17 protein-coding genes are annotated in these 24,391 nt (G+C 47.1%); 6 read left to right on the top strand and 11 right to left on the bottom strand.

The genetic code is table 11. From position 1 onward, the window contains the following. Nucleotides 1-77: 77 nt before the first annotated feature. From QT990_RS01640 to QT990_RS01630, 3 genes are all read left to right on the top strand, one after another. On the top strand, nucleotides 78-461 hold the full coding sequence (locus QT990_RS01640; RefSeq protein WP_333141477.1) for a helix-turn-helix domain-containing protein: 384 nt from the start codon (nucleotides 78-80) through the stop codon (nucleotides 459-461). Nucleotides 462-473: 12 nt separating this feature from the next. Further along, nucleotides 474-1,466 carry a transposase gene (locus tag QT990_RS01635; RefSeq protein WP_333141479.1) on the top strand — a complete coding sequence of 331 codons (993 nt, stop codon included), beginning with the start codon at nucleotides 474-476 and terminating at the stop codon, nucleotides 1,464-1,466. Nucleotides 1,467-2,017: 551 nt separating this feature from the next. After that, nucleotides 2,018-4,570, top strand: a complete 2,553-nt coding sequence (locus QT990_RS01630) for a Calx-beta domain-containing protein (RefSeq protein ID WP_333464838.1) — start codon at nucleotides 2,018-2,020, stop codon at nucleotides 4,568-4,570. Between the two features lie 459 nt (nucleotides 4,571-5,029). Here QT990_RS01630 and QT990_RS01625 read toward each other — a convergent pair whose 3' ends face one another. Then, nucleotides 5,030-5,623, bottom strand: coding sequence for a DUF4129 domain-containing protein (locus QT990_RS01625; protein ID WP_333464837.1), 594 nt, complete (start codon nucleotides 5,621-5,623; stop codon nucleotides 5,030-5,032). Nucleotides 5,624-5,942: 319 nt separating this feature from the next. Here QT990_RS01625 and QT990_RS01620 point away from each other — a divergent pair, with 319 nt between their 5' ends. The 3 genes from QT990_RS01620 (at nucleotide 5,943) to QT990_RS01610 (ending at nucleotide 10,191) form a co-directional block, all read left to right on the top strand. After that, a complete protein-coding gene (locus QT990_RS01620; protein WP_333464836.1) occupies nucleotides 5,943-7,670 on the top strand; it encodes a diflavin flavoprotein in 1,728 nt (575 codons plus the stop codon). Nucleotides 7,671-7,823: 153 nt separating this feature from the next. Further along, on the top strand, nucleotides 7,824-8,453 hold the full coding sequence (locus QT990_RS01615) for a hypothetical protein (RefSeq protein WP_333464835.1): 630 nt from the start codon (nucleotides 7,824-7,826) through the stop codon (nucleotides 8,451-8,453). Continuing rightward, entirely contained in the window at nucleotides 8,446-10,191 is a 1,746-nt protein-coding gene (locus tag QT990_RS01610) for a diflavin flavoprotein (protein ID WP_333412403.1), read from the top strand. The genes QT990_RS01615 and QT990_RS01610 overlap by 8 nt, the downstream gene beginning before the upstream one ends. Before the next feature lie 193 nt (nucleotides 10,192-10,384). Here the strand turns inward: QT990_RS01610 and pgsA are convergent, their stop codons facing one another. The 10 genes from pgsA to QT990_RS01560 all read right to left on the bottom strand — a co-directional run bounded on the left by pgsA (nucleotide 10,385) and on the right by QT990_RS01560 (nucleotide 24,302). Then, entirely contained in the window at nucleotides 10,385-10,903 is a 519-nt protein-coding gene (gene pgsA, locus QT990_RS01605) for a CDP-diacylglycerol--glycerol-3-phosphate 3-phosphatidyltransferase (RefSeq protein ID WP_333464834.1), read from the bottom strand. Nucleotides 10,904-11,517: 614 nt separating this feature from the next. Further along, entirely contained in the window at nucleotides 11,518-12,882 is a 1,365-nt protein-coding gene (locus QT990_RS01600) for a calcium-binding protein (RefSeq protein WP_333464833.1), read from the bottom strand. 394 nt (nucleotides 12,883-13,276) lie between these two features. Next, nucleotides 13,277-14,989: a pentapeptide repeat-containing protein gene (locus QT990_RS01595; protein ID WP_333464832.1), complete on the bottom strand. Its 1,713-nt coding sequence runs from the start codon at nucleotides 14,987-14,989 to the stop codon at nucleotides 13,277-13,279. A gap of 1,152 nt (nucleotides 14,990-16,141) precedes the next feature. After that, the gene (locus QT990_RS01590; RefSeq protein WP_333300480.1) at nucleotides 16,142-16,837 is read right to left on the bottom strand and encodes an ADP-ribosylglycohydrolase family protein; all 696 of its coding nucleotides are present in this window, start codon (nucleotides 16,835-16,837) and stop codon (nucleotides 16,142-16,144) included. A gap of 53 nt (nucleotides 16,838-16,890) precedes the next feature. Further along, nucleotides 16,891-18,090 carry a transposase gene (locus QT990_RS01585; protein WP_333138906.1) on the bottom strand — a complete coding sequence of 400 codons (1,200 nt, stop codon included), beginning with the start codon at nucleotides 18,088-18,090 and terminating at the stop codon, nucleotides 16,891-16,893. Between the two features lie 88 nt (nucleotides 18,091-18,178). Next, entirely contained in the window at nucleotides 18,179-18,307 is a 129-nt protein-coding gene (locus QT990_RS01580) for a hypothetical protein (protein WP_333138908.1), read from the bottom strand. An 83-nt stretch (nucleotides 18,308-18,390) separates the two neighbouring features. Next, a complete protein-coding gene (locus QT990_RS01575) occupies nucleotides 18,391-19,056 on the bottom strand; it encodes a sugar transferase (RefSeq protein WP_333300477.1) in 666 nt (221 codons plus the stop codon). Between the two features lie 319 nt (nucleotides 19,057-19,375). After that, complete coding sequence (locus tag QT990_RS01570; protein ID WP_333138912.1) at nucleotides 19,376-21,280, bottom strand: hypothetical protein; 1,905 nt, start codon at nucleotides 21,278-21,280, stop codon at nucleotides 19,376-19,378. A gap of 143 nt (nucleotides 21,281-21,423) precedes the next feature. Then, nucleotides 21,424-23,733, bottom strand: coding sequence for a hypothetical protein (locus QT990_RS01565; protein WP_333138913.1), 2,310 nt, complete (start codon nucleotides 23,731-23,733; stop codon nucleotides 21,424-21,426). 308 nt (nucleotides 23,734-24,041) lie between these two features. Beyond that, entirely contained in the window at nucleotides 24,042-24,302 is a 261-nt protein-coding gene (locus QT990_RS01560; RefSeq protein ID WP_333464831.1) for a hypothetical protein, read from the bottom strand. Nucleotides 24,303-24,391: the final 89 nt, after the last annotated feature.

The following is a 24,391-nucleotide window of genomic DNA, read 5'->3' as shown; positions in this document are numbered from 1 at the left end:
AAATAATATTTTTTGGGGTGGCATTTTGGACGTACATAAACTATACTATTCAAAGGTCGAAAACAGGAAGTTTAGAAATGCAACTCACTTACAAATACCGCCTCAAACCCACGAAAGCTCAATCAACAACGATTGTGGCTCACCTAGAACTTTGTCGGCGGCAGTACAACTACCGATTAGGCGAAAGATTCAGGTGGTGGGAAACCACGAGAACACCCATAAACGCTTGTCCCTTGATTGTTTCGATAGTCCCCGTTGAGGAGATTTATCGAAATATTCCTTTGACGAGAGTCCAAACTAGGGATGGCAGGAAAAAGGATGAATCAGGCAATCCTTTGACTAAAAAAGGTGATGTTTTCTCAAACATTGAAGGCGGATATGTACAGTGGCAGACAATTCAACTTGCTGACTTGAAAAACACAAAAAAACTGTTTCCTGATTACAAAGTGTTGGATTCTTAGGTTTTGCAAGATGTGGTCAACAGAGTTGAAACTTCCTTTTCAAACTTTACTACACCCGATAAGAATGGCAATCGTAGAGGCAAGCCAAGATTTAAGGGGCTTCACTATTACAAATCATTTACTTATCCTCAATTAGACAATTTAAATATTGTTAAGGACGAGCAAAATAGGATTTGTATTGACCTGGCAAAAATAGGTCAAGTGCCGATGGTGTTCCATCGTCCAATACCAACGGGTTTCAAGGTCAAGACGGGTACAGTTATCCCAGAAGCGGATGGGTGGTATATTTCCTTAACGCTAGAAGATAAGACGGTTCCCGTAACGGTTGCAGAAATTCAGCCGACGGTCGAAAACACTTTGGGTATCGATTTAGGAATTACTAATTACGCTTACCTTTCTAATGGTGAAAAAGTTGAGAATCCTAGATTTTTGAGGAAGTCGGCTGAAAAACTAGCAAGGCTTCAAGTGAAATTAGCTAAAAAAGTTAAGGGTTCTAAGCCTTGGAAAATTATCAAGGATAAGGTTTCCAGACTCCATCAATTCGTAGCTAGATCCCGACTAGATTTTCAATTCAAAACGGCACATGAGCTATTCGGTAAATGTAATGTTTTAGTTGTTGAGGATTTGAGTGTCAAAAATCTAACTAGACGTGCTAAGCCGTATACTGACATTGAAAATGGTAATTTGGTTTATTTGCCGAACGGTCAATCAGCTAAAAGCGGTTTGAATAAATCCATGCTTGATGCTGCTCACGGGCAATTCGCCAACGTCCTGAAATATGTCGCTTGGAAATTAGGTAAAAGCGTTTTGTTTGTTGACCCAAAGGGCACATCTGGGCATTGCTGGAATTGCCTCAATAAAGTCCCGAAAGAATTATCGGAACGGTGGCATTCCTGCCAATGTGGGGAATCTTTGGATCGGGATGAAAACTCAGCCAAACTTATTAGAAAGATTGGTCTGAGTTACAAAAGTGGCGGGGGAACTCCGTCACTCAAAAAAGCATGAGAAAAAAAAGGAAAAAGAAGCCTGCGGTCTAACGGTAATCCGTTGACCGTCAGGTTAGTTCACTGAAATCAGATTTAACTTACGCCCGAACCCCAATTTTCAGAAATTCCCAACTGGGTGATGCTTAGAGATATAAAATCATAAGTATTTTTACTCATAATTGTCTCTGCGGATTCACTTCTGTCCGCTGAAGCAGTGAACGCGGCCTTTTGGGGGGCCCGGAATGTGGGATTTAAGCTCTCCTCTACAGATGTGGAAAACCCGCTTTTTATAGGGCTGAAAAAAAGATCGCAATTTGTCCGGATAAAACTTATTGAGGATGAAAGTTAGACATATCTATGTAAATGTGTCTAAGTAGGTGTAATTATTTACACTCAACATTTAATCGGGGGCAATAATACCTTCAGAGGCTTATTGGGCAAGCATTTTTACTTGATTTACCTGCATCTATGAGGGAATTTTTCTTGCAGTGACCGATCGCTACAAGAAAGCCCAACCTCTGGTTTTCACTCACTTCTAATCCTTAATTACTCATCATCAAAGGAGAAGCTATGGCTACTTCAATCACTGGTTCTTTGGGTCAAAACACTAATTACAGCAGTGTCACTGACCTAATTACACAATGGCCTACTGCCGCCAAGAATCAAGGCATCCAACTGTCTGGGATAGCTTTTGATGGCTTTGAAACGAACTACACTAACCCTATTCCCATCAGCAACCTCACGTTAGCAACGAACGAAAACCCTAAAAGCGGGTTGAGCTACGGCGCTGAGCCTGGTATTGGTGTCCTAGGCTCTTATAGTGGTTGGTTTACCGACCCCACTAAAATTCGGGCGGAAATCAACCATGACCCCAACACCAATCAATCTCAGACGCTGAGGGTGAAATGGGCAGATAACAAAGACATCACTAGCGCCACGATCGGCCTCAGTGCATTGGGTGTCAAAACAGATCTGGGCGATCAAGGCAATGAAGTTGGTTTGCTGAAACTCTTTAATAATGGGGCGGAGGTATCGGCAAGCAATTTTACGATCGCTCGCGTCAACGCTCCTGCCACTCCAAAACCTCTCTCTGTGTCTTCAGATGGAGTGACTTTCATTGGCGATCGTACCGATGGCAATTTCACATTCCAGATACAAGCAAATTCCACTAGCGTTGCTTTTGACGAATTACGGTTCTCCGCCAAAGCCTACGATAGCCCCACCGCTGCCTACCTCGGCACATCCCCCAAAAGCGATAGTTCCGACTACCTAGTGCGGAGTATTCAATATCAAGGCCTTGATGTGACGCCGACGCCGACGCCGACGCCGACGCCGACGCCGACGCCGACATCTCCAAGTATCTTCCAATTCGCCCAACCAAATTACACGGTGGCTGAAGGCGGCCCGGTTACGATTAACGTTACTCGCACCGGTGGCACGGCGGCTGCATCGATTAACTACGCTACTCTTGACGGTTCGGCAAGTTCACCAGCGGATTACACTGGGACGGCGGGGACGTTGAATTTTGCTGCGGGGGTAACTACCGCTAGTTTCACCGTGACGGCTTTGACTGATTCGATTTTGGAATCGCCGGAAACGGTGAATTTGGTGCTCTTCGGTGGCAATGTCGGCAGTAGTCCGTCAATTTTGACGATTAATGATGTGGTGTCAACAACTGTGGCGCCAACTCCGACGGTGACATCTCCAAGTATCTTCCAATTCGCCCAACCAAATTACACAGTGGCTGAAGGCGGCCCGGTTACGATTAACGTTACTCGCACCGGTGGCACGGCGGCTGCATCGATTAACTACGCTACTCTTGACGGTTCGGCAAGTTCACCAGCGGATTACACTGGGACGGCGGGGACGTTGAATTTTGCTGCGGGGGTAACTACCGCTAGTTTCACCGTGACGGCTTTGACTGATTCGATTTTGGAATCGCCGGAAACGGTGAATTTGGTGCTCTTCGGTGGCAATGTCGGCAGTAGTCCGTCAATTTTGACGATTAATGATGTGGTGTCAACAACTGTGGCGCCAACTCCGACGGTGACATCTCCAAGTATCTTCCAGTTCGCCCAACCAAATTACACGGTGGCTGAAGGCGGCCCGGTTACGATTAACGTTACTCGCACCGGTGGCACGGCGGCTGCATCGATTAACTACGCTACTCTTGACGGTTCGGCAAGTTCAACAGGCAGTGCCCCGGATTACACTGGAACGGCGGCGGGGGTGTTGAATTTTGATGCGGGGGTAACTACCGCTAGTTTCACTGTGACGGCTTTGACTGATTCGATTTTGGAATCGCCGGAAACGGTGAATTTGGTGCTCTTCGGTGGCAATGTCGCCAGTAGTCCGTCAATTTTGACGATTAATGATGTGCCGCCAACTCCGGGGACAACTCCGACTCCAGCAACATCAACAGCAACCCAGTTTGTTTTTAGTGCGCCTACTTTCAGCACTCAGGAATCATCTGGCTTTGCTACGGTGACAGTCAATCGCATCGGCCCTAATACGGGGACTGCAACGATTAGCTACAGTACTCTTGACGGCACCGCCCTATCAACTGGAACTGCGGTTGATTATTCCTCTCGTGCTGGTGTACTCAACTTTGGCCCTGGGGTAACTTCCACGACGTTCAGCATCTTTGTCAATCCTGATACTGTGCCTGAAATGACTGAGACTGTTAACCTATTTCTCAACAACGGCCCCGTCGGCACTCCGTCAACAGCAAGACTAGACATTATTGACGGTAGCGGCGGTGCATCTGGCAATGTCTTCCAGTATAGTGCGTCTAATTACGGCACGATCGCCACTCAGGGGGGCGACACAACGGTTACAGTTACCCGCTCAAGCGGCTTAGGTGCAGCATCGATTGATTATATTATTCTGGCGGGTACTCCAGGCGCCGGTCCTGCACCTGTATATGGTTCCGACTACCTGCTTGACCCGGGCGGCCCCACTGGCGGCACGTTGTCCTTCGCCGACGGCCAACTCAGCCAAACCTTTACTCTTCAAGACAACGCATTTAGTACCAATAATGGGACTGTGCGCTTAGGTCTTGCTAACCCCACTGCGGGCTACAGTTTCGGCAGTACAGCGGCAACAAGTATCACTCTCATCTAAGGCTGTTAGTAGGGCGAGGAATCCTTGCTCTACTAATATGTCCCGCAAGTAGTTAAATGCTTTTTATCAGTCTGATTCCTCACTACAGCTTTTTTCAAGAAAGTGAGGTGCGCGGGTAAAATCTTCGCTGTGTGACAGTCGCTGGCACCGACAACTAATGGGATTCACCTACATGGCTGATTGTGGGCTGCCTCGACCAGAATCCCATTGGTGGTGCTAGTTTCCTGGCTTTCAACCCATTTGCTACTTCGGTCTGATAGCACCCTTTCAAGGTCGTACTCTTAGATGCTACGCGCATTATTCGAGTACGACCTTGAACTCTTGTATATTGAAAAAAGTAGATTGCAATTGGCTATTGGGTGGGGGTTTTTGAGATTGTTGGTTTGTGGTAATTATTGTTTGTAAAACCCGACCCTAAAATTATCGATTGGATATTATTGTTTTTTTGCGTTTACTTACTTAATCCTTAATTTGTTGATAAGCTTGCTGACACTGTTCAAAGGTTGAGGCGTCAGCTTCCCTATTCCCAAAATATAGTTGCTCATGTATTCTTATCAAAGTTTCGTAAGGCACTGGCTGGGGTAATTGCTGGATTAATTGCAAATATTCGCCATCAGTGCGGCTGGGTTGGTCAACCACGGTTCCCGCATCATTTAACCGCTGCAACATCGCCATGTAAAGACAGCGGCAAGCTTGGCGGTATTTCCCTTGTTGCTGCAATTTTTGCGATCGCAACAACCACTCTGCTACCGACAAATCTTTAATTGTGTTTTTCGCACTTCCATCAGTTGTTTGATTCCTGTTTTTGAAATTATGAATATAAAAACGTAAAAGTTGCCAAATCTGCCAACTCGCCCAGACTGCGAGCAATGCTAAGATTAACCAAAAGGCGGCTTTAGCGATCGCCCCCAAGATGGGGGAATCAAACCAAGATGGCAATTTGACATTGGGTATATTTTGGGCAGTTTTTAGTTCCCACCACTCCTGCAATCGTTGTTGCGACTGTCCTAATTGCCAACCCAAATTAGTTTTCTCAAAGGAACTTTCAGACATAGCTTTACATCACTTAATCGATTTTGGCTTGTGGATTTGGGATTTTTTTATTCGATCGTCTTACTGCACATTTTGTACAGCTTTTAAGTTGCTACTAACTAATTGACTCCTCGATCGCAATTTCCATGCAAAACTCAGTACCTCGATCGCCCAACCGATCGAACTTGGTTTCTATACCACACATATTAGCTTTTTGTCAATAGATAGATATCACTTTTGGGATGCTTAACTGAGTGATAGGAAATTTGATAAAGATTTACAAAAGAAACGTGTCAGAATGGAAACAATAAGGTAATGGGTAAAAGACAAGGAGGCACTGATGGTAGCGCTGACTGAACGAGTCCAACGCAGATTGACGGTGGAAAAAGTCGAAATTGCCCCTGATACAACGGCAATTCGATGCCTGGACTGGGAGAGAGACCGCTTTGACATCGAATTCGGACTCAAAAACGGTACAACTTACAACTCATTCATCATTCGCGGTGAAAAAACAGCCCTCGTCGATACCTCGCACGAGAAGTTTCGCCAGCAATACATGGAAACTCTGACGGGCGAAATTGACCCCAAAGAGATTGACTATCTAATTATCAGCCACACCGAGCCAGACCACAGCGGTTTAGTCAAAGACGTGCTGGCGCTGGCACCCCAAGCGATTGTCGTGGGGGCGAAAGTAGCAATTCAATTTTTAGAAAACCTTGTACACCAACCATTTGAGCGATTGGTAGTAAAAAACGGGGACAAACTAGATTTAGGAAACGACCACATTATCGAATTCGTATCGGCGCCGAACTTGCACTGGCCTGATACTATTTTCAGCTACGACAGCAAAACTCAAGTGCTGTTTACCTGCGATGCTTTCGGGATGCACTACTGTTCCGACAGCACCTTCGATGACGATTTAGCAGCAGTTGAGGAAGATTACCACTTTTATTATGAGTGTTTGATGGCTCCCAATGCTCGATCGGTACTCGCTGCGATGAAGCGGATGGCAGAATTGGGAGAAATCGGTACAGTTGCGACCGGTCACGGGCCTTTGCTGCGGCACAACGTAGTCGAACTTACCGGACGCTACAAAAAGTGGAGCCAAGCGCAAGCTAAGGCAGAAACCACTGTAGCGGTATTTTACACTTCCGACTACGGATGGAGCGATCGACTCAGCCAAGCGATCGCCCACGGTATCACCAAAACCGGTGTTGCTGTGGAAATGATGGATTTGAGAATAGCCGACTTGCAAGAAGCCCGCGAACTTGTCGGTACCGCCGCCGGTATCGTGATTTGTTCGCCGCCGAGTAGTGGTACTGCTGCTGCGAATGCCGAAGCTGTTATCAACACAATTTTAGTTGCGGCTAACAACAAACAATCTTTCGGTTTGTGCGAATCCGGCGGTGGCGATGACGTATCTATTTACCCGCTGCGAAACAAGTTCAAAGAGTTGGGTTTAAAAGAAGCATTTCCCAACATTTTAATTAAAGAAACGCCGACAGAAGCGAGTTATCAACTTTGCGACGAAGCCGGCACTGACTTGGGACAGTGGCTGACGCGGGACAAGGCTGTCAAACAGATGAAGGCCCTCGATAGCGACCTCGATAAAGCCTTGGGACGGATCAGCGGCGGACTGTACATCATTACCGCTCAAAAAGGCGAGGTTAGCGGTGCGATGTTGGCTTCTTGGGTAACGCAAGCCAGCTTTAAACCGCTGGGTTTAACAATAGCAGTAGCGAAGGATCGGGCGATCGAATCGATGATGCACGCGGGAGATAAATTTGTTCTCAACGTGCTCGAAGAAGGCAATTATCAAACTTTGATGAGGCACTTTTTAAAGCGTTTTGCTCCTGGTGCCGATCGATTTGCCGGAGTTAAAACTCAACCAGCAACCAACGGTTCTCCGATTTTGACAGATGCTTTGGCTTACATGGAGTGCGAAGTAGTCAGCCGGATGGAACTTTCGGATCATCATATCGTATATGCGATCGTCGATAGCGGCCGCGTCTCCAATCCAGATGCACTGCCGGCCGTTCACCACCGAAAAGTCGGAAATCATTATTAGGTAGGAAGTTCGGGTGCTTATGCGGCACCTTACCTACGCAAAAACTCTTAACGTAGGGTGCTTATGGCGAACCTTACCGGCAGCTAAACTTACGGTGCGCCATAAGCCTTTTCTTACCTTTTGCTTTTCCATTTTCACTCTTAGGAATTGCCAATGCCTGCCAATCTTTTAGAAGACCGAGATTACACAATTATTATTGCCAGAAGCGATGCCAGCAGAGACCCTCACCATCCTTGGTACGAGGATTGGGTAGAAGCACAGGCATCTCTGATCGACTTAGCAAAAAAATGTCAGCAATTTGACAGCGACGGCATCACCCTTTACGAAGCTTCTACTCCTATGTGGGAGTATAAAAATTCAAATGTTGCCCGGTTAGCTGAAATTTTGCAGCGACAAAATACGCAACCGGATTCAGCAAACCCCACTGAAATTAATTTGGAAGAAGCTCTGAAAGCAACTTTTAACGATTATTTCGCCAGCCAACCAAATGCCAAAGGCAAGAACGGAGCAATAATTGTTGTAGTCCTAGATCAAAAACCAGAAAATACCGCTGCTGTAGCTGAAATTATTGTAAGTGCAGCAAATAAAATAGATAAAGACGAAGAAATTGGAGTGAGCTTTATCCAAATTGGGGATGATTTGAAAACCAGGGAATTTCTGATTGACCTGGATACCAATTTACAGGGTAGAGGCGCAAGGTTTGATATTGTAGATACCAAGTTTTGGCACGAAATCAAAAGAAGTTCTGTAGTTCAGTTTCTCATAGGTGCAATTAATGACTAACACTTTGACTCCTAGACTCGCATCTGATGCCAAACCCCGCGACGTACAGTTTATCCCGATCGCACTCGATACTTTTATTCTGCGATCGCGCACTTGGGATCGACTCAAATTTGAAGTCGAGTATTCGCTGCAAAAGGGTACGACAGCCAATAGCTACATTATTCAAGCTGACAAAACTGCTTTGTTCGACCCGCCTGGGGAATCTTTTACTCAAAATTACCTGGAATTTTTGCAGCAACGGGTGGACTTGACCAAGCTGGATTACATAATTTTGGGGCATTTCAATGCTAACAGGTCAGTAACAATTAAAGGTCTGTTAGATTTAGCTCCTGAAGTAGCTTTGGTTTGCACGAATCCCGCCGCAATTAGTTTGCGCGCCGCTTTTCCCGAACAAGAGTTAAACATTATGATCGTTCGGGGAGAAGAAACTCTCAACTTAGGAAAAGGTCACGCCTTAAAATTCATTGCGACTCCGACTCCTCGCTGGCCCGATCAACTTTGCACCTACGATCCGCAAACTCGAATCGTGTTCACTGACAAACTGTTTGGAGCTCACGTTTGCGGCGACCAAGTATTCGATGAAGGGTGGAGCGTTTACAGCGAAGATCGGCGCTATTATTACGATTCCCTGCACGCATCTCAGGCCAAACAAGTGCTGACTGCAATGGATAAATTCGCCGATTTACCAGCAGCATTTTATGCTCCCGGTCACGGCCCGATCGTCCGTTACGGCCTTAATGAACTGAGCAATTTGTATCGGGAATGGAGCCAGCAACAAAATTCAAAAGACTTGACAGTTGCTTTGATTTATGCTTCTGCTTACGGAAATACGGCTACTTTAGCCCAGGCGATCGCCAAAGGAATTACGAAAGCGGGCGTTGCGGTGGAAAGTATCAACTGCGAATTTGCCGAACCGGGAGAAATTCAAGAGGCGATCGAGAAATGCGCGGGATTTATCATCGGAACTCCCACGCTAGCAGGACACGCTCCGACGCAAATTCAAACTGCTTTGGGAATTGTTTTATCTACCGCAACTAAGAGCAAATTAGCGGGGGTTTTCGGTTCTTTTGGCTGGAGTGGAGAGGCGATCGACTTAGTGGAAAACAAGCTGAAAGATGCCGGCTATCGAATTGGATTTGATCCGATTCGAGCCAAATTTAAGCCGACGGCGGCGACGATTCACGAGTGCAAAGAAGCGGGAACGGATTTTGCTCAAGCTTTGATTCGAGCGCAAAAATTGCGGGCACCGAAACCGCAGTTAGCAGCGGGGAGCGATCGCACTGAACAAGCAGTAGGGAGATTGGTTGGTTCGCTGTGCGTACTCTCGGCGAAGCGGGGGGATGTTAGCAGTGCGATGTTGGCTTCCTGGGTGTCGCAAGCAACGTTTAATCCGCCCGGTGTGACGATTGCGGTGGCCAAAGATCGATCGATCGAAGCTTTGATGTACGCCGGAGATAAATTTGTACTCAATATCTTAGCCGAAGGGCGACAGTTGCGGAAGTATTTTATGAAAAACTTTGCTCCCGGAGAAGACAGATTTGCCGGAGTCGAAACAATGGAAGCTAGCAACGGCTGTCCGGTTTTGACTGATGCTCTAGCTTATCTGGAATGCGAAGTGATAAGTCGGATGGAATGCGGCGATCACTGGGTAGTTTATGCGGCTGTTGAAAACGGTCATTTGCTCAAAAATGACGGCGTGACAGCGGTGCACTATCGGAAATCTGGGAGTCATTATTAAAGTGAAGTAATCTTGATAAATCCTCGCTTTTCCACAAGTCCGCCGGGGGTTTAAACCCCCGGCTAATAGCGAAAGTCCTCTAAAGAGGACTGATGATTTTAACAGTCCTCTTTAGAGGACTTTCGCTTTGAGGCAGGGGTTTCAACCCCTGCCGGACTGGGGGAAAGCGCGTGTTTAATGATATAAAACTCCCTTACTTTTCTTTTATTTCCTGTTCCGGCCACAGATAAATAGCGCCAGAAATCAAAGTTAAAGCCACAGAAACCCAAAAAGCAATTAATGCGGGAAAATTCCACCCTTCAGACAAAGGAGCAATTAAAAGTGCGATCGCCACAATCTGACTCACCGTCTTCAACTTCCCCCAAATATTAGCTCCCGAAATCGTAGTTTTATTAACACGCCACCCCGCAATTGTCAACTCCCGACCAAAAATCAAAAACACTCCCCAAGCCGGGATTTTCCCCAACTCAATCAACACTAAAAGCGGCGCGAGAACCAACAATTTATCCACCAAAGGATCGAGAAACTTACCCAAATCGGTAATTTGATTCAGCTTCCTAGCCAAATAGCCGTCCAGCCAATCAGTAGCCGCAGCTACCACAAAAATTGCGGTGCAAATCCAGCGGCTTTGCGCGCTTGGGTCGTACAAACCGTAGAGCAGAAAAGGCACTCCCAGTAAGCGAGAAAAAGTAATCAAATTAGGCAAATTCATAAATCAAAAATTAAGGGCTACTCTACCAACGCTTTCCTTAATTTAACATTTACACGACTTATAATCAGGTGGATTTACTTAATTAAAAAACATTTTGAGCATACTTGTCACAAGATTGGATAATTTATCGGATCAATTTGTTGTGCCGCCTCGCGCGATCGAATTCGATTTTACTCCCGATTGGCGATCGTAACTGGCAAGAAAAATTCTGAAACAGAGTTCACTAGCTCAGGGTAATCTTGGGGGTTGGCGGCTACCTCATGGCCAAACTGGGCAGGGAAATTAGCATGAAGAAAAAGAATCTGCGGATTCCTGCTCAAAGACTAAAATCCTGTTGCCTTTAAAGAGACAGCAGGAGATAAAAACTGTCAAGGGACAGAATATAGATTTGCGCGGTGGTGGCAAGAAAACATGAACTTACTTACCGCATATAAAGCCAGTTTGCGCTTGGTTTGGGGCTTAAAATTTGTTTAAGTCCCGTTAATCTCACATCTTGCACCTTTCTCGCTTAACAGGCAAGATGCCTGTTCCACAAAGAGTGAATTTTCTTGTGGAACAGGCAAGATGCCTGTTCCTAAAAAGCTTATTGAGAATGGTGCAACATCTCAGGTTAATTAAATGAGTGGTTCCTCAACGAAATTCGAGGCGTTAAATTGACGCACTCCTTGAACCACAGCTAGCGTTTCCGCTTGAGAAATCGGAATTCCGGCTTGAGGCGTGACGTAGATCCGGGTACTCGGAGTAGCAACCCCGTTAACTGTCAGCGAGATGTTCTGGAACGATAGCTGCTCAAAGGTAATCCCCTCCAGTAAGAAGTAGTCAGTCCCTTTCACGAAGTCAACGATGTAGTCACCAGCAGGAGCAGGAACAACTGGCTCACCGGGATCGATTGGTTCGGGCACAAAATCGGTGAACAGCAACTGGAAGTAGTCGGTGTCAGCCCCGCCGGTTAGCGTGTCGCGGGCGGTTTGAGTTTCCGCATCTTCGCCGCCAAAGAGTAGGTCAACGCCAGCGCCACCGATGATGCGGTCAACACCTGCACCGCCATCTAGGAAGTCATCGCCTGCGCCACCATTGAGGAAATCATTGCCAGCCAGTGTTTCAGCAACTCCGTTGTCGCCATAGATAGTGTCATTGCCACCGAGACCATTGAGGCTGTCATTGCCCTCTCCGCCATCAATGAAGTCGGCTTCAGCGCCGCCCGTGATGGTTTCTAAGCCAGCGCCACCTAACAGGGTGCTAGAGCCAGCGCCACCATCAAGGATGTCATTGCCATCGCCGCCATCAAGATAGTCAATGCCATTGCCACCCAGAAGGAAATCATTTCCGGCATAGCCAAAGAGGCTATCCTCGCCGTCACCCCCATCCAAGGTATCGTCGCCACCGCCTGATAAGCTGTCGCCTTCGCCGTACAGGGTGTCGTTGCCGCCGCCACCAAACAGGGAATCTGCTCCGCCCGATATTTCACCCTTCTCGTCATCGCCGTAGAGCTTGTCATTGCTAGAGCCACCAATGAGAGTGTCATTGCCCATACCGCCAAACCCCGTATCCTCAAAGCCGATGAAGAGCCGATCGTTACCCGCGCCACCATCCAGGAAATCTTTGCTGGCTTCGTCGGTATCAGTGATGCTCGAACCACCCGTCAGGGTGTCATTGCCGTCGTCACCAAACAGTGAGTCTTCGCCTGCTTCTCCAAAGAGGCGATCGGCTCCGTTTCCACCATGCAGGTTGTCCTTCTCCAGTCCACCCCGGAGGATATCGTTGCCCTCATCCCCATACAGTTCATCCTCACCACCTTCGCCCAAGAGGCTATCAACTCCAGCACCACCATATATAGTGTCTTTGTCCTCTCCACCGAAGATGCTATCGTTACCACCTAAGCCAGACAGCAGATCTTCCTTGCCAAAGCCGCGAATCACATCGGCGTTATTGGTTCCGGTCAGGGTATCGGATTCTGGAGTTCCATTTCTGACAGCCATAATTTTCTCCTAGTGTTATGTAAATTTCTCGTGGTTATCGAAAATTTGGGTCTTAAACCCCTTCCTTCGCTTGACGGCTTGATGCTAGAATGTAAACAAGTCGCCACAGGCAGGGCATTGGGAGACTCTAAACAAACGTGGATAGAAGGTAAGACTACCTCGGTACCACATCTCAAGGTCGCGTCAAAGAATCACTGCTCATGAAGAGACGGTGAGGTATATCAAGTGAACTGGGCACATAGCCCGAAAGTTTTTAATGCACCCTAGAAGTCGGTGCTTCGTTACCGCTGGCAATCCTCACAACTCCCTGTTCCAACCTTGAAAAAGGGGGGGAGCGAGGCCCCGATAGAAAAAATAAACTCTGAGCACCCATTACACAGACTCCGAATTGAGGTTACGAGAACTCGAAGGTGGGCCTGTTGGCCGAGTTGGTATTGGTGGTGATATGAGCTGCCGTAAATGAAGTGTTAGCTAGGGTGATCAACAGCGCGCCTGTGCCAAAACCGGCATCGCCAGCAATGCCATTGCCCGCTCGTAATAGAGTGTTCGCGCCAGACTGCACCACATCGATCGCTGCAATGCCACTGAAGGATAGGATGTCTCCGCTGGCTCCGAGGGTGAAACCATTCACGCGATCGGAACCATGACCACTGCGGTAGTGAATGGTATCTCTGCCACCACCGCCTGTGAGGGTGTCATTTCCCGCAGCACCAAACAACGCATCATTGCCGGGGCCGCCTGTCAGGATATCAGCACCACTGCCGCCATCCAGGTAATCATCCCCGTCACCGCCATTGATGGAGTCATTGCCGTCGAGCCCGAAGATATTATCTTTGCTGCCGGTTCCAGTTAGGGCATCGTTACTGCTAGTCCCGATCGTCAGACCCACGACATCCACTGCATTGACCCCGGTCAGGTTCGCCCCGACCATCGTGGCATCGGTGAAGTTGGCTTTGACCAGGTTGGCATTGCTTAAGTTGGCATTGGTGAAGTCGGCACCGATAAAACTCCCCACTTCCAGGCTGGCACCTGACAGATTGGCGTTTCTAAACTTGGTCAGGTTATCTCCAACCGCCTCCTTCAGGTTTGCGCCTGCCAGGTTTGCCCCTGTAAAGTTGGCTCCAGCCACATTGCTCTTCTCAATAAAAGCGTTGTCTAACTGGACTCCACCCGTCAGGTTAGCGCCAACGAGAATTGCTCCAGCCAGGTTTGCATTGCTGAGATCGGCACCAACCATGATTGCATTGCTCAAATCAGCACCGGGCAGGAATATGCCTTCTGCAATCACCTGACTCAGGTTCGCGTTGTCGAACTCAGAATCTGCGAAACTAGCACCGCCCATTTGAGTGCGCGTACCATTTGCATGGGGGCTGAAGTCAGCACCAGCCAGATTGACATCTTCGGCACTACAGCCAGTCATATTGGCTCCGCGAAAGCGAGAAGTTGTCAGTGTCAATCCATCGGGTGCGTTGGCATCCGTCATATTAACCCCACTCAGGTTGGCAAGGTCAAAGATGGCGTTGCTGAGGATAATGTCTGTGAAATTAGTCGATGCGTCGAATTGAGCGCCAGTAAAGTTCGCATTGATCAACAAGGTTCCTTCCAGGTCAGCACCCTGGAATTTGGCATTCGTCAAATTGGCACCCGTAAAGTCAGCCGCTTTCAGCTTCGCCTTGTAGAAATCAGCACCCGTAAAGTTTGCTCTTGCCAGGTTCGGTCGGTTCGACTGTTCGCCACTGAGATTGGCCTCATGGAGAATGGCATTGGTCAGGTTGGCGTTGGACAGGTTGATGAATTTTGTGCTGATCAGCGACAGATTTACTCCAGTTAGGTTTGCGCGACTGAAATTGACGTTTTCTAACGTCGCTTTATAAAAAGTCGCCGGTTGAAAGTTGGTATTGGCAGCAAAGATGGCATTCGTTGCATCTACATTCAGCAGAAATGCCTCTTCAAAGTTAGTACCTCTAAGTTGAGTGGAGGTACCTTGAGCGTTGCGCGTGAACAAGACGTTTTCTAGTCGGGCTTTGAAGAATGTGGAACCATTGAGGTTTTGCCCACTAAAGTTATTGCCGACCAAACTTTGATTACTAAAGTTTTGCGCTACCATTTGTAGTTACCCAAAAGTGAAAACTTAGGTTGTGAAGAGCATGAAACAATTGGTCTTGACTTTAGACTTTAGACTCAAATATTTTTAATGGCTGAATCTGGTTTACATCCTATGAGAGCCCCAAATTTCCCACAAGTGGCAAATACTCTTCTTTACACAATCTTTAAAAAAACACACACTTTTATAAAGATGGTGTGAATTTATTCTAAAAAAGCATAAATTTTATAAAGAAATTCAGTATTTTTACATAAAAAAACCCAAACTAATTCTGACTCTTCGCTGTTATGGCCTTCGTCAGGGCAACGCTCTTGACTCCTGAATTATGCTGTAAGTGCTGCGGGTTCTGGGTATGCTGTTTTTTATTCAAAACTTACGCAACTGGCACAATTGGTAGGGTTGCCCGAAACCTTAAACATTTGATAATCGCCCGATAACCACGAGGTCTGACGCACCATACAAATTGACTTAAGTGTGACCTTTGCGTAAGTCCTCTGAGCTTTATCTAAGGGCGTTCGATAAGTCTATATACTTACCGATAACTATCGGTGCGAATATCCCAAGTAATGGTGAGTGGCTCTAACAATTTTTGGCATTGCTGCTGCTAGAGGATAGAGAGCCAAACTCCCCAACCCGCAGGCAACTAGACTATTTTTTTTTGTGATAAATTTGTAATTTGAGATACAGAATTTAAGGGAGAATTGTGGATTTAAAAAATATCTCGATCGACCTGCAATTCCTGGTCTTGAACCACGATCGCATTCGGCAGCTTCGGCAGCAACCAGCGGCGCAGACCAAGCACCCATAACCCCCGCACAAATCGCCTGATTAATCCCCACCGGCGACATTCCCGCACGGCTGACCAAAGTATTCAATTCGCGGTTAAACTACTGCACCAAAGGCACTCCCAGCCAGCGAGAAAAAGTAATTTAATTAGGCAAATTCATAATAGATAGGACTAAGACCAACTGGAAAATTAAACAAAGGTATGTAGTTGCGCTTTAGCGCTCTTAGCTTAGGAAAGAGCGCCCAAACGCAACTACATACATAAAAATTAACCCTATTTGTGACAGTTGGGCTTAATCCTAATAGAAAGAAGTTCGGCAACGCGCAGTGAATGGGGATTTAACGGATGTCACAGATATCAGGAAGAAGTCAGAAGTCGCTCCTGCAATTCATCAACTGTCGATCCAGTTCTATGATATAATCTCGGCCGTAAAATTTATTTTCTAATCCTTGTACCAGATTTTCTGGCAGGTCTTGGGCAATTTCACTGCTACAGGAACCAGCAGCTAAAGCAATAGTTGCCACTGTATCGACATCTCCCGAAAAGGCAATGCAATCTTGGAGCAGTTGGCTCATACTATCATTTCGGATGACCGCAGTAATAGCTGCTCTAACACAGACCAAACCTTTAACGCTGACTTGTCCTTGCCAAGGTATCGACCACTCACCAGCTACGTGCTTTTCTAGAAAATTTCCCAAATTCTTCTTTAAACCTAGCTGATAAATAAAGTAATGGGACATCAAAGCGGCCGCTATAGCTGCTTTAATACCATCGGGAGTATTGTGAGTAATTGCAGCTTGAACGGTAGCATTTTCGATTACTTTTTCAATAGTAGGAAAAATGCCAATGGGGCCTGCTCGCATCGCAGAGCCACTTTTATCGCTAGCGGAGCGAATTTTTTCTAAAAATTCTTTTCCGTCTTGAACTTGTAGCAAAAAATTGTAAAATTTGCCAGCATAACCCAATCGCCGATCGCGGTGAAAAGCTGCAACAAATTTGCTGGCTAAAAGTTCCGGCGTCCAAGGTTCTCGGCTGACGATAGCTTCTGCGACGGCTAAACTCATCTGCGTATCGTCTGTTTGACACTCCCCGACCTGAAGGCGCGGGGATTCTTGGATCAATCAGTCGATTTGCTCGTTGATGCTGCCACCATTGAGTAGAGATCGGTCTGTCCCCAAGCTTTGATTTCGGTGTGCCCCACCGTATTTAAATTAAAGCCAACTCCTGCCTGCTTCAACCCTTTCGCCAAAATGTTTTTCGCGGCGTTGTGATCGCGATCCAATATCGTACCGCAACCACAAATGTGGGTTCGAGTTGACAGCGTTTTCTTAACAAGATTTCCACAATTTGAACAGGTTTGAGAAGTATACTGAGGAGCCACAGCAATTATTGTTTTGCTGTACACTCTTCCAAAATACTCCAACCACTGAGCCAATTGTGACCACGCTGCATCGCTAATAGATTTAGCAAGCTTGTGATTTTTGACCATATTCCGCACCTGAAGGTCTTCGTAGGCTACAAAATCGTTAGATTTTACCGCGCACAACGCCGTCTTTATGGCGAAGTCTTTACGCTGCCGACTGACCTTCAGATGTTTTCTTCCTAACTTGTTGATCGCTTTCTTCCGATTACCTGAGCCTTTCTTTTTTCGAGAAACTCGCTTCTGCAATCTCTTCAAAGCTTTTTCACTTTTACGGAGATATCGAGGGTTGGCAACTGTTTCGCCATCGCTATCAGTATAGAAATGGTTTAGTCCAACGTCTATTCCAATAATTTCACCAGTAGAAACGAATTCCTCTTTTCTTTCCGCATTGATACAAAATTGTGCGTAGTAGCCATCGGCACGACGCACAATTCTGATTCGCTTTATCTCACTGGGTGCATAAAAATGCAAGTCCCGACTACCGATTAACTTAAACCTTCCAGCAGCAAAACCATCCTTAAGTGTCAAGCATCTTTTGTCGGTAGAAATTTCCCAACCCGAAGTTTTATACTCAACGGATCGAGTATGTTTCTTGAACTGCGGGTATCCCTTTTTCCCTGGTTTCTTGGCTTTGCAATTAGCAAAGAAACGTTGGATAGCAAAAATGGCACGTTCTGCCGAAGCCTGACGTGCCATCGAATTAAGCTTGCCTGCCCATTCAAACTCTTTTGCCATGATGGCGCATTGTTTGTACAGGTCTACTAACTTAACTCCTTGATTTTCTATCCAATACCTAAGAGTTTTGTTTCGGACAAATTGAGCCGTCCGAATCATGTCGTCGATGATCCGATACTGCTCCGTTTTGCCCTTTAACTTAAACTCTAAAACTATCATTGGAATAGCCTACCACTTCTACAAAGACTTTTACTTGCAAATCTGTATGTTTAACAATTATTCACACCTTGTGGGAATTAAAGCCGTCCTAGAAGGACGGGGCTTTAGACCCGATTTTTTGGTAAGCGTTGAGATTGTTATACAATTCGATCGTCTGCTGGTCAACAAATTCAAAACCCGCACCGTAAGCGTCACCAATCGCTAATTCTACTAACATATATTTAATCAGTTCCCAACTATTTCATCCCCTGTTTTTTCCTAAAATTTAAAATCCAAAAACAACCCAAAACAGCAAGTCTATTAACACGCACCGTTTTTACTCAAGACCACCCCAATTGTTTTGCAAATCAGAGTGATGTCGTAGACAACAGACCACTTGCCCTGATAGTCGAGATCCATCTGCACAATATCGTTAAAGTCTTTAACTCCAGACCGTCCGTGGACTTGCCACTCCCCAGTCAGCCCGGGTTTGACATTTAAACGTTGCCAGTGAAAATCGTCATAGGCAGCAACTTCATCAGGAGTGGGCGGTCGAGTTCCCACCAAACTCATGTCGCCGACTAACACATTCCAGAATTGAGGCAACTCGTCCAAACTCGTGCACCGCAAGAAGCGGCCGACGCGGGTAATTCGCGGGTCATTTTCATTCTTAAAAATGTGACCCTTGGCTTGGTTGCTAACTAAATGTTTGAGCTTTTCTGCATCGACAACCATCGATCGAAATTTCCACATTCTGAAATGTCGCCCTTTGAAGCTGCAGCGGACTTGACTGTACAGTAGCGGGCCCCGATCGTCCAACAGCATCGCCACTGCCACCGGCACCGCCACCACTGCAGCAATTGCCAGTCCCAGCAAGGAACCCAAAATATCGATCGACCGTTTTACCTTGCTCGTTACGGATCGGTGATGTTGTTGTTGTGATACACAGACTCTGTAAGTAAATTCTTGAAAAAATAAGGACAGCATTTCTGATAATGAGGATTTCGACGAGGCACCCATCGGAAATTTCATATGATTTGTCTCAACTTTAACGATCTCTTACGTCCATCTTATTAGCCATCCCAAATCTGCAGAACCTGAAATACTCAGCTTTGCACAATCTTTAAAAACCCATAACACTTTTATAAAGTTTCTATGTGTTTTTTCTAAAAACGTATAAAGTTTATGTAAAGTTACGTAAATTTACTGAAAAAAGTTAGTCCTGGATGCAAAAAAACCTGGTTTCGACTAGGACTCTTCCCGGAAGACAGGGAGGGTGCTACTGAGAAACCGGGTTTTTTGCCGTTTAGCGATAAATATCGGTGCGAACATCCCAAGCAAGTGTTAGCGGCTCTAACAATTTTTGCTGGCTGCTAGAGGCGAGTTTGCCTAAATATTCGCGAACAACAGAGGCGTGTTCGAGATTCAAACGATAACCCCGCGAGACATCTTCCAAGAAAAGCGGCTCAGCCAAAATTGCTTCCCAATCAGGATTTTGCCTCGACTCCTCGGCCAGCAGCATGAAATCTTCCTCCGCAGGCACAAGCCCCGCCGGCAAATTTCCTTCCAAAATCCGCAAAATTCGGGGTTCGCAGGTGCGGGTATTCACGCCTTGGCGTTCCAACAACTGCAAAATTTCCTGAAAGCTCAGAGTTTCCTCACCCAAAACCTGCATTAATTCCCACAGCAGAAAAAAGTCGCTGTACTGCTGCTGCGACACATCCAAAATTTGAGGATAGAGAGCCAAACTCGCTAACCCGCAGGCAACTCGACCAATTTTTTGGGGGAAATTTGTACTTTGAGATACAGAATTTAATGCAGAATTGTCAATCTCAAAAATATCTCGATCGCCCTGCAATTCCTGGTCTTGAACCACGATCGCATTCGGCAGCTTCTGCCGCAACCAGCGGGCGATCGCAGGCCAAGCACCCATACCCCCCGCACAAATCGCCTGATTAATCCCCGCCGGCGACATTCCGGCGCGGCTGAGCAAAGCATTCAATTCACGATTCAACTGCTGCACAAAAGGCACTAAAACCAGACTTTCCAAATCTTTGCGCTTCACATCCCAATGCTGCTGGCCAATATCCAAAGCAAAACTTTTTTGATGTTGCAAAATAACTTTTATTTGCCTTGCCGCCTCTAACAATTGCAAACCAAAAGCAGAACCTTGTAACTGCTGCTGCAATTGATAACGACTCGGCAAATCTGGATGACCAGGACGTGGCAAATCGATCGACATTCCCCAAGTTTCATTTTTAGCCAACAACTGACAGATAATATCCTGATCGAAAGCATCGCCAGCCGCATCAAAACTGTGGCAAGTAAAATCAGCACGAGTTAAATCTTGAAGATTGGACGGCAACTCAACTAAAGCTAATTCCACCGTCGCCGCCCCCGCATTCAAAATCAAAGTTCCCCCGCTAAAAGACGAAGCATTCACAGCCAGCGGTGCAGCTTCTTCACCGCCCTTAGCAGAATCCACGGCTGACGACTCGACTTCCATGTTATTTTTCACAGGAGTTACAGCAGCAAGCAAAGTGGCGATCGCATCTTCCACCACAAAAATTTGCGAACATGAAGCCACCAGAGACGCGCCCAAAACAGCCTCCCGCAGATTAAACATATAAACATCCGACCAGCCGGCCGGAGTCCCCAAAATTACACCCTGCAAGTCTAAAAGCGCCGCATCGAGAGTTTCTGGCGTCAATCCCGAAGCCCTACAAATTAAATTAGAAACTGGCAATCCTACAAAATTCGCCCTTGGTGTAGAATCCAAAATTTCCCCCGATTCGGCAAATTTTTGTCCCCGCAAACTCGGATTCAAAGTAGCCAGCAGTGCCCGCACACCTTGCAGCGGCAAGGCGATCGAAAAAGTCTCCAAGGGCGACCACTGCAACAGCGGTTCGTACATCCCAGCAGCCTCCCGCTGATAAGGAATGCCCACCTTTAAAGGCCATTTAAAATTTTCCAGTAAAAATTCTCCAGCAGGCAAAGCCTGGGGTCGGAATCCCACCGACTTGACTGTCACCTCTGACCCTGGGCTCCCTGGGGCTGTTTCCGTCAGCACCGCAGCCGAGGGAATCCGAAAGCTCGCGTCTGCTGCCCAAGCCTCAGCCTGCGATGCTTCCCAGTAAATCGGGTGCAACTGGCCGCTGGTGCGATCGAGCAAAGCCGCAGACAGGCCAGTGGAACCAAAATCAATGCCCAAATACCAGCTAGAATTCCGGTGTTCTCTGGATGGGGCGATCGCACCTGCGGCAGAATGGCCAGTCGAGTCTTGCTGCTGTGTTTCGGCAAACTCGCTAAAATCGGTTTTCCCCTCAACAACTCCTGCTTTACTCTCTGTCGAAATTAGGTTTTTTTTTTACTTTCTGGAGGACTCGATCGCAGTTCGCTAGTTTCGGCAGTTTCTGGAGGGGGAAAATCAGTCAAAGGTCGATCGGTCTCGGTCAAACTAGCCAAAATTTCGTCTAGCGTCAAATTCGAGTCGTCTTCCTCAACAAACAAATCATCCTCAAGTTCGTTTTCCAAAACAAAGGGTTCATCCTCAGAGGAGAGTTCCAACACATCGGAGAACAAATCCTCCAGCGTGCCGAGTTCTTCCTCTGCCGCCTCCGCAAAGGGATTGTTTGCAATGCCTTCGGAGGAACTCGCCGATAAATCCAAGCTGTTAGCGACTGAGAAATTCGATCGCCCGAAGCTAGTATTTTCCAATCCCTCCAGATTGTAGAGGTCTGCCTCCAAAAGTTCCAGAGTATTGTTGTCCAAATTTAGAGCTCGATCGAGGTCATCTTCTAATTCCTCGACTGGCAGCAAATCCTCGTCCGGCGAAGCTTGGATGTACCCATCATCGAGCCCCTGCGAGGATGAGTCGAACTCGCCAGTTTGAACGTCACCGGCACTCGGCACACGGGGCCCGGCACTGGGGCCGTTTGGGCTAATTTCTGCAGGCGTTCTCGACGGCAAAGCTGCTGATTGAGGGACTGTAGCGCCGAACTGCTCGCCTTGGTTTTGAGCCGTTTCTAGATTTTCTCGATCGTCCGCGTCAAGTTGCACCTCGGCGGTTGAGGCTGGTGCTTCTGAAACTTGAGGTACTGTTGCCCCTTGCGGTTCAAATAAATCTGCAGTATCTAAAGTTAGGGCGTCTACAGAATTACCCATTACCAAGTCTGAATCTTCATCTACTAAAATCTCTTCCAGAGATTCGCCTTCATCCAGCAGATTTACAAACAAATCTTCGGTCATTTTGAGCGATTCGGCAGTTTCCTCGTCCGCCGACGCTCGATCTTGTAAACCTTCACTTTGGGGCTCAATTACAGTAGTTTCTACGGGGGTACTTTCGATTTGTAATTCTACTTCAGGAACCGCTTCTCCCGCGAACAAACTTGCATACAAATCCTCAATATTTTCGCCGGTTTCTGTTAAGCTATTCTCCGATTCACCGCCAGAAAACTCAGTTGCATTTCCCGATGTTTCGGGTGCAGAATCGAACAAATTATCTTGCAACTCCGGGAGCAAAATTGGGGCTTGAATGCGATCGCGGTCGCGCCTCAACTGTCTGAATTGCGGAGAAATTTCTGTACCGGCGTAGGGAAATCTGTCTTGTTCTCCGAATTCGCCGGTGCGAATTTCCTGCACCGAGTCTCCAGTCTGAGTCTCTGCGGCTGAGTGCTCCATCGCAGTATTTGAAATGGCGGGAGCGACAGAAGATCGATCGGCTGCGGTTGGGGTGACGGTTTCGAGATTATTTGCTAAATCGATCGGCTGTTGAACGTAGGAAGACGCTTCTCGCCCCAACTGTGAGGCCAAGTGGTTGACCAAAGCCGCGAACATCGCCTCGCTCTGCTGGCTCAAACCGTACATATTTTCGAGTTCTTGTCTCAAGGAAGCTTGATAGCTTTGCAGATTTGCTTGCAAAGCCTCGAACACGATAGCCATCCTAGAATCGAGACTCATCAGCAGACTGTCAGCATGAGATTGGAACAGTTGCATTTGCTCCAACCTCTGAGCCGGCGTCAGCAGCGGGTGTTCTTCTGAGGTTTGTGGGTTAACTGTTACGTCAATAGCCGATTGTTCATCAGGCGCACTGCCCAAAGAGTAAGGTGCTGCGCTGCTTTGCAATAACTGATTTTCTAGGGAACTTAGAATTTGGGAGAAATCGCTAGTCAAGGTTTCTTCCAAGCGGGCAGTCAGTACCTGCAAGAATTCACCAATGATTTGCTGTTGGTTGGCTTGTTGCTGAGCTAGGGATTGTTGCTGCTGCCGTTTTGCTTCTAGCAGTTTGATTTCTTGAATTAGAGCTTGCTGCTCTTGCCGCAGAGCTTCTATGTCTTCTTGGAGTGGCCCTGTCAGGCTGGAACGCAGGTGGCTGATTTCTCCGGTTACGGCAAGCATGATTTGCTCTGCGGCTGAGGGGCCAGGGGCGGGCAGAGGCACTTTGGGTACTGGAACTGGTTGCGGGCGGACATTTGGGCGGGCGGGGGCCTTTGGGGCCGTTAGCTTTGAGTCTGAGGAAACCAGATAAGCGCGAACTCGCTCTAAAAGTTGGCGCTGGTGGACAGTATCAAGAGAACCCGTCCAAGGCAAGCGGGGTGCGGGCTTGCTGAGTACCTCGTCTATCTCAGCAATCAGTGCTTGAATTTTGTACTTCTGAGAATTCAAGGGCGGAACCTCTGGGAATGCGGCTTGGGAGAAACTTTACCGAAAAAAGACTGAAGTCAATCGATTTTAGATTTTAGATTTTAGATTTTAGATTGAAGCATTGACTTGCGCGAGATCAATTCGGGGGCTCCTTTATCGGATACAGGTTTTTTATTTCTGGACGGATGAATCCGGGGGCTTGTATCCTGGATGCTTGATTGTCAGGCGGCAGCGATGCCAATAGATAGAATAATCTGAATGCGAGTCAGTCAATAATTCACTAATATTTTATGACAACAGTTAATTAACCTTTTGTCTTCGGATAGCTTCTATTGCCTATCATAGGTTAACCGGTACTTTCGCACCAAATGCCCGCTTCTATCAATGGCAAGTGCCGTCAAATTCTGGGACTGAGAGGCGAGTTTCCCTACCCGGAGGCTGATTCCTGCTCCCAATAGCTGCGAACCCCACAAACTTTTGCCTTCACACGCTTGAACGGCGGGCCGCACACTGTCACCGCGTGTTTCGTTAGGATGGCGGCGCGCCACTGTCTCTCCATCTTTCACCGACTTGGAAAAAACCTCAAACAATTTGCGATTTGGGATACCGAGATTCGGGATTGTCCCCGTGTACTGGGTTTGAGTAACCTTTGATTATAGCCTTTTATCTGTATTCATGG

The sequence above is a fragment of the Microcoleus sp. T3_B1 genome, assembly GCF_036700445.1.
Lineage (GTDB): Bacteria > Cyanobacteriota > Cyanobacteriia > Cyanobacteriales > Microcoleaceae > Microcoleus.
Note: the sequence above shows the minus strand (reverse complement) of the source record. Positions and strands in the feature narration are given on the sequence as shown.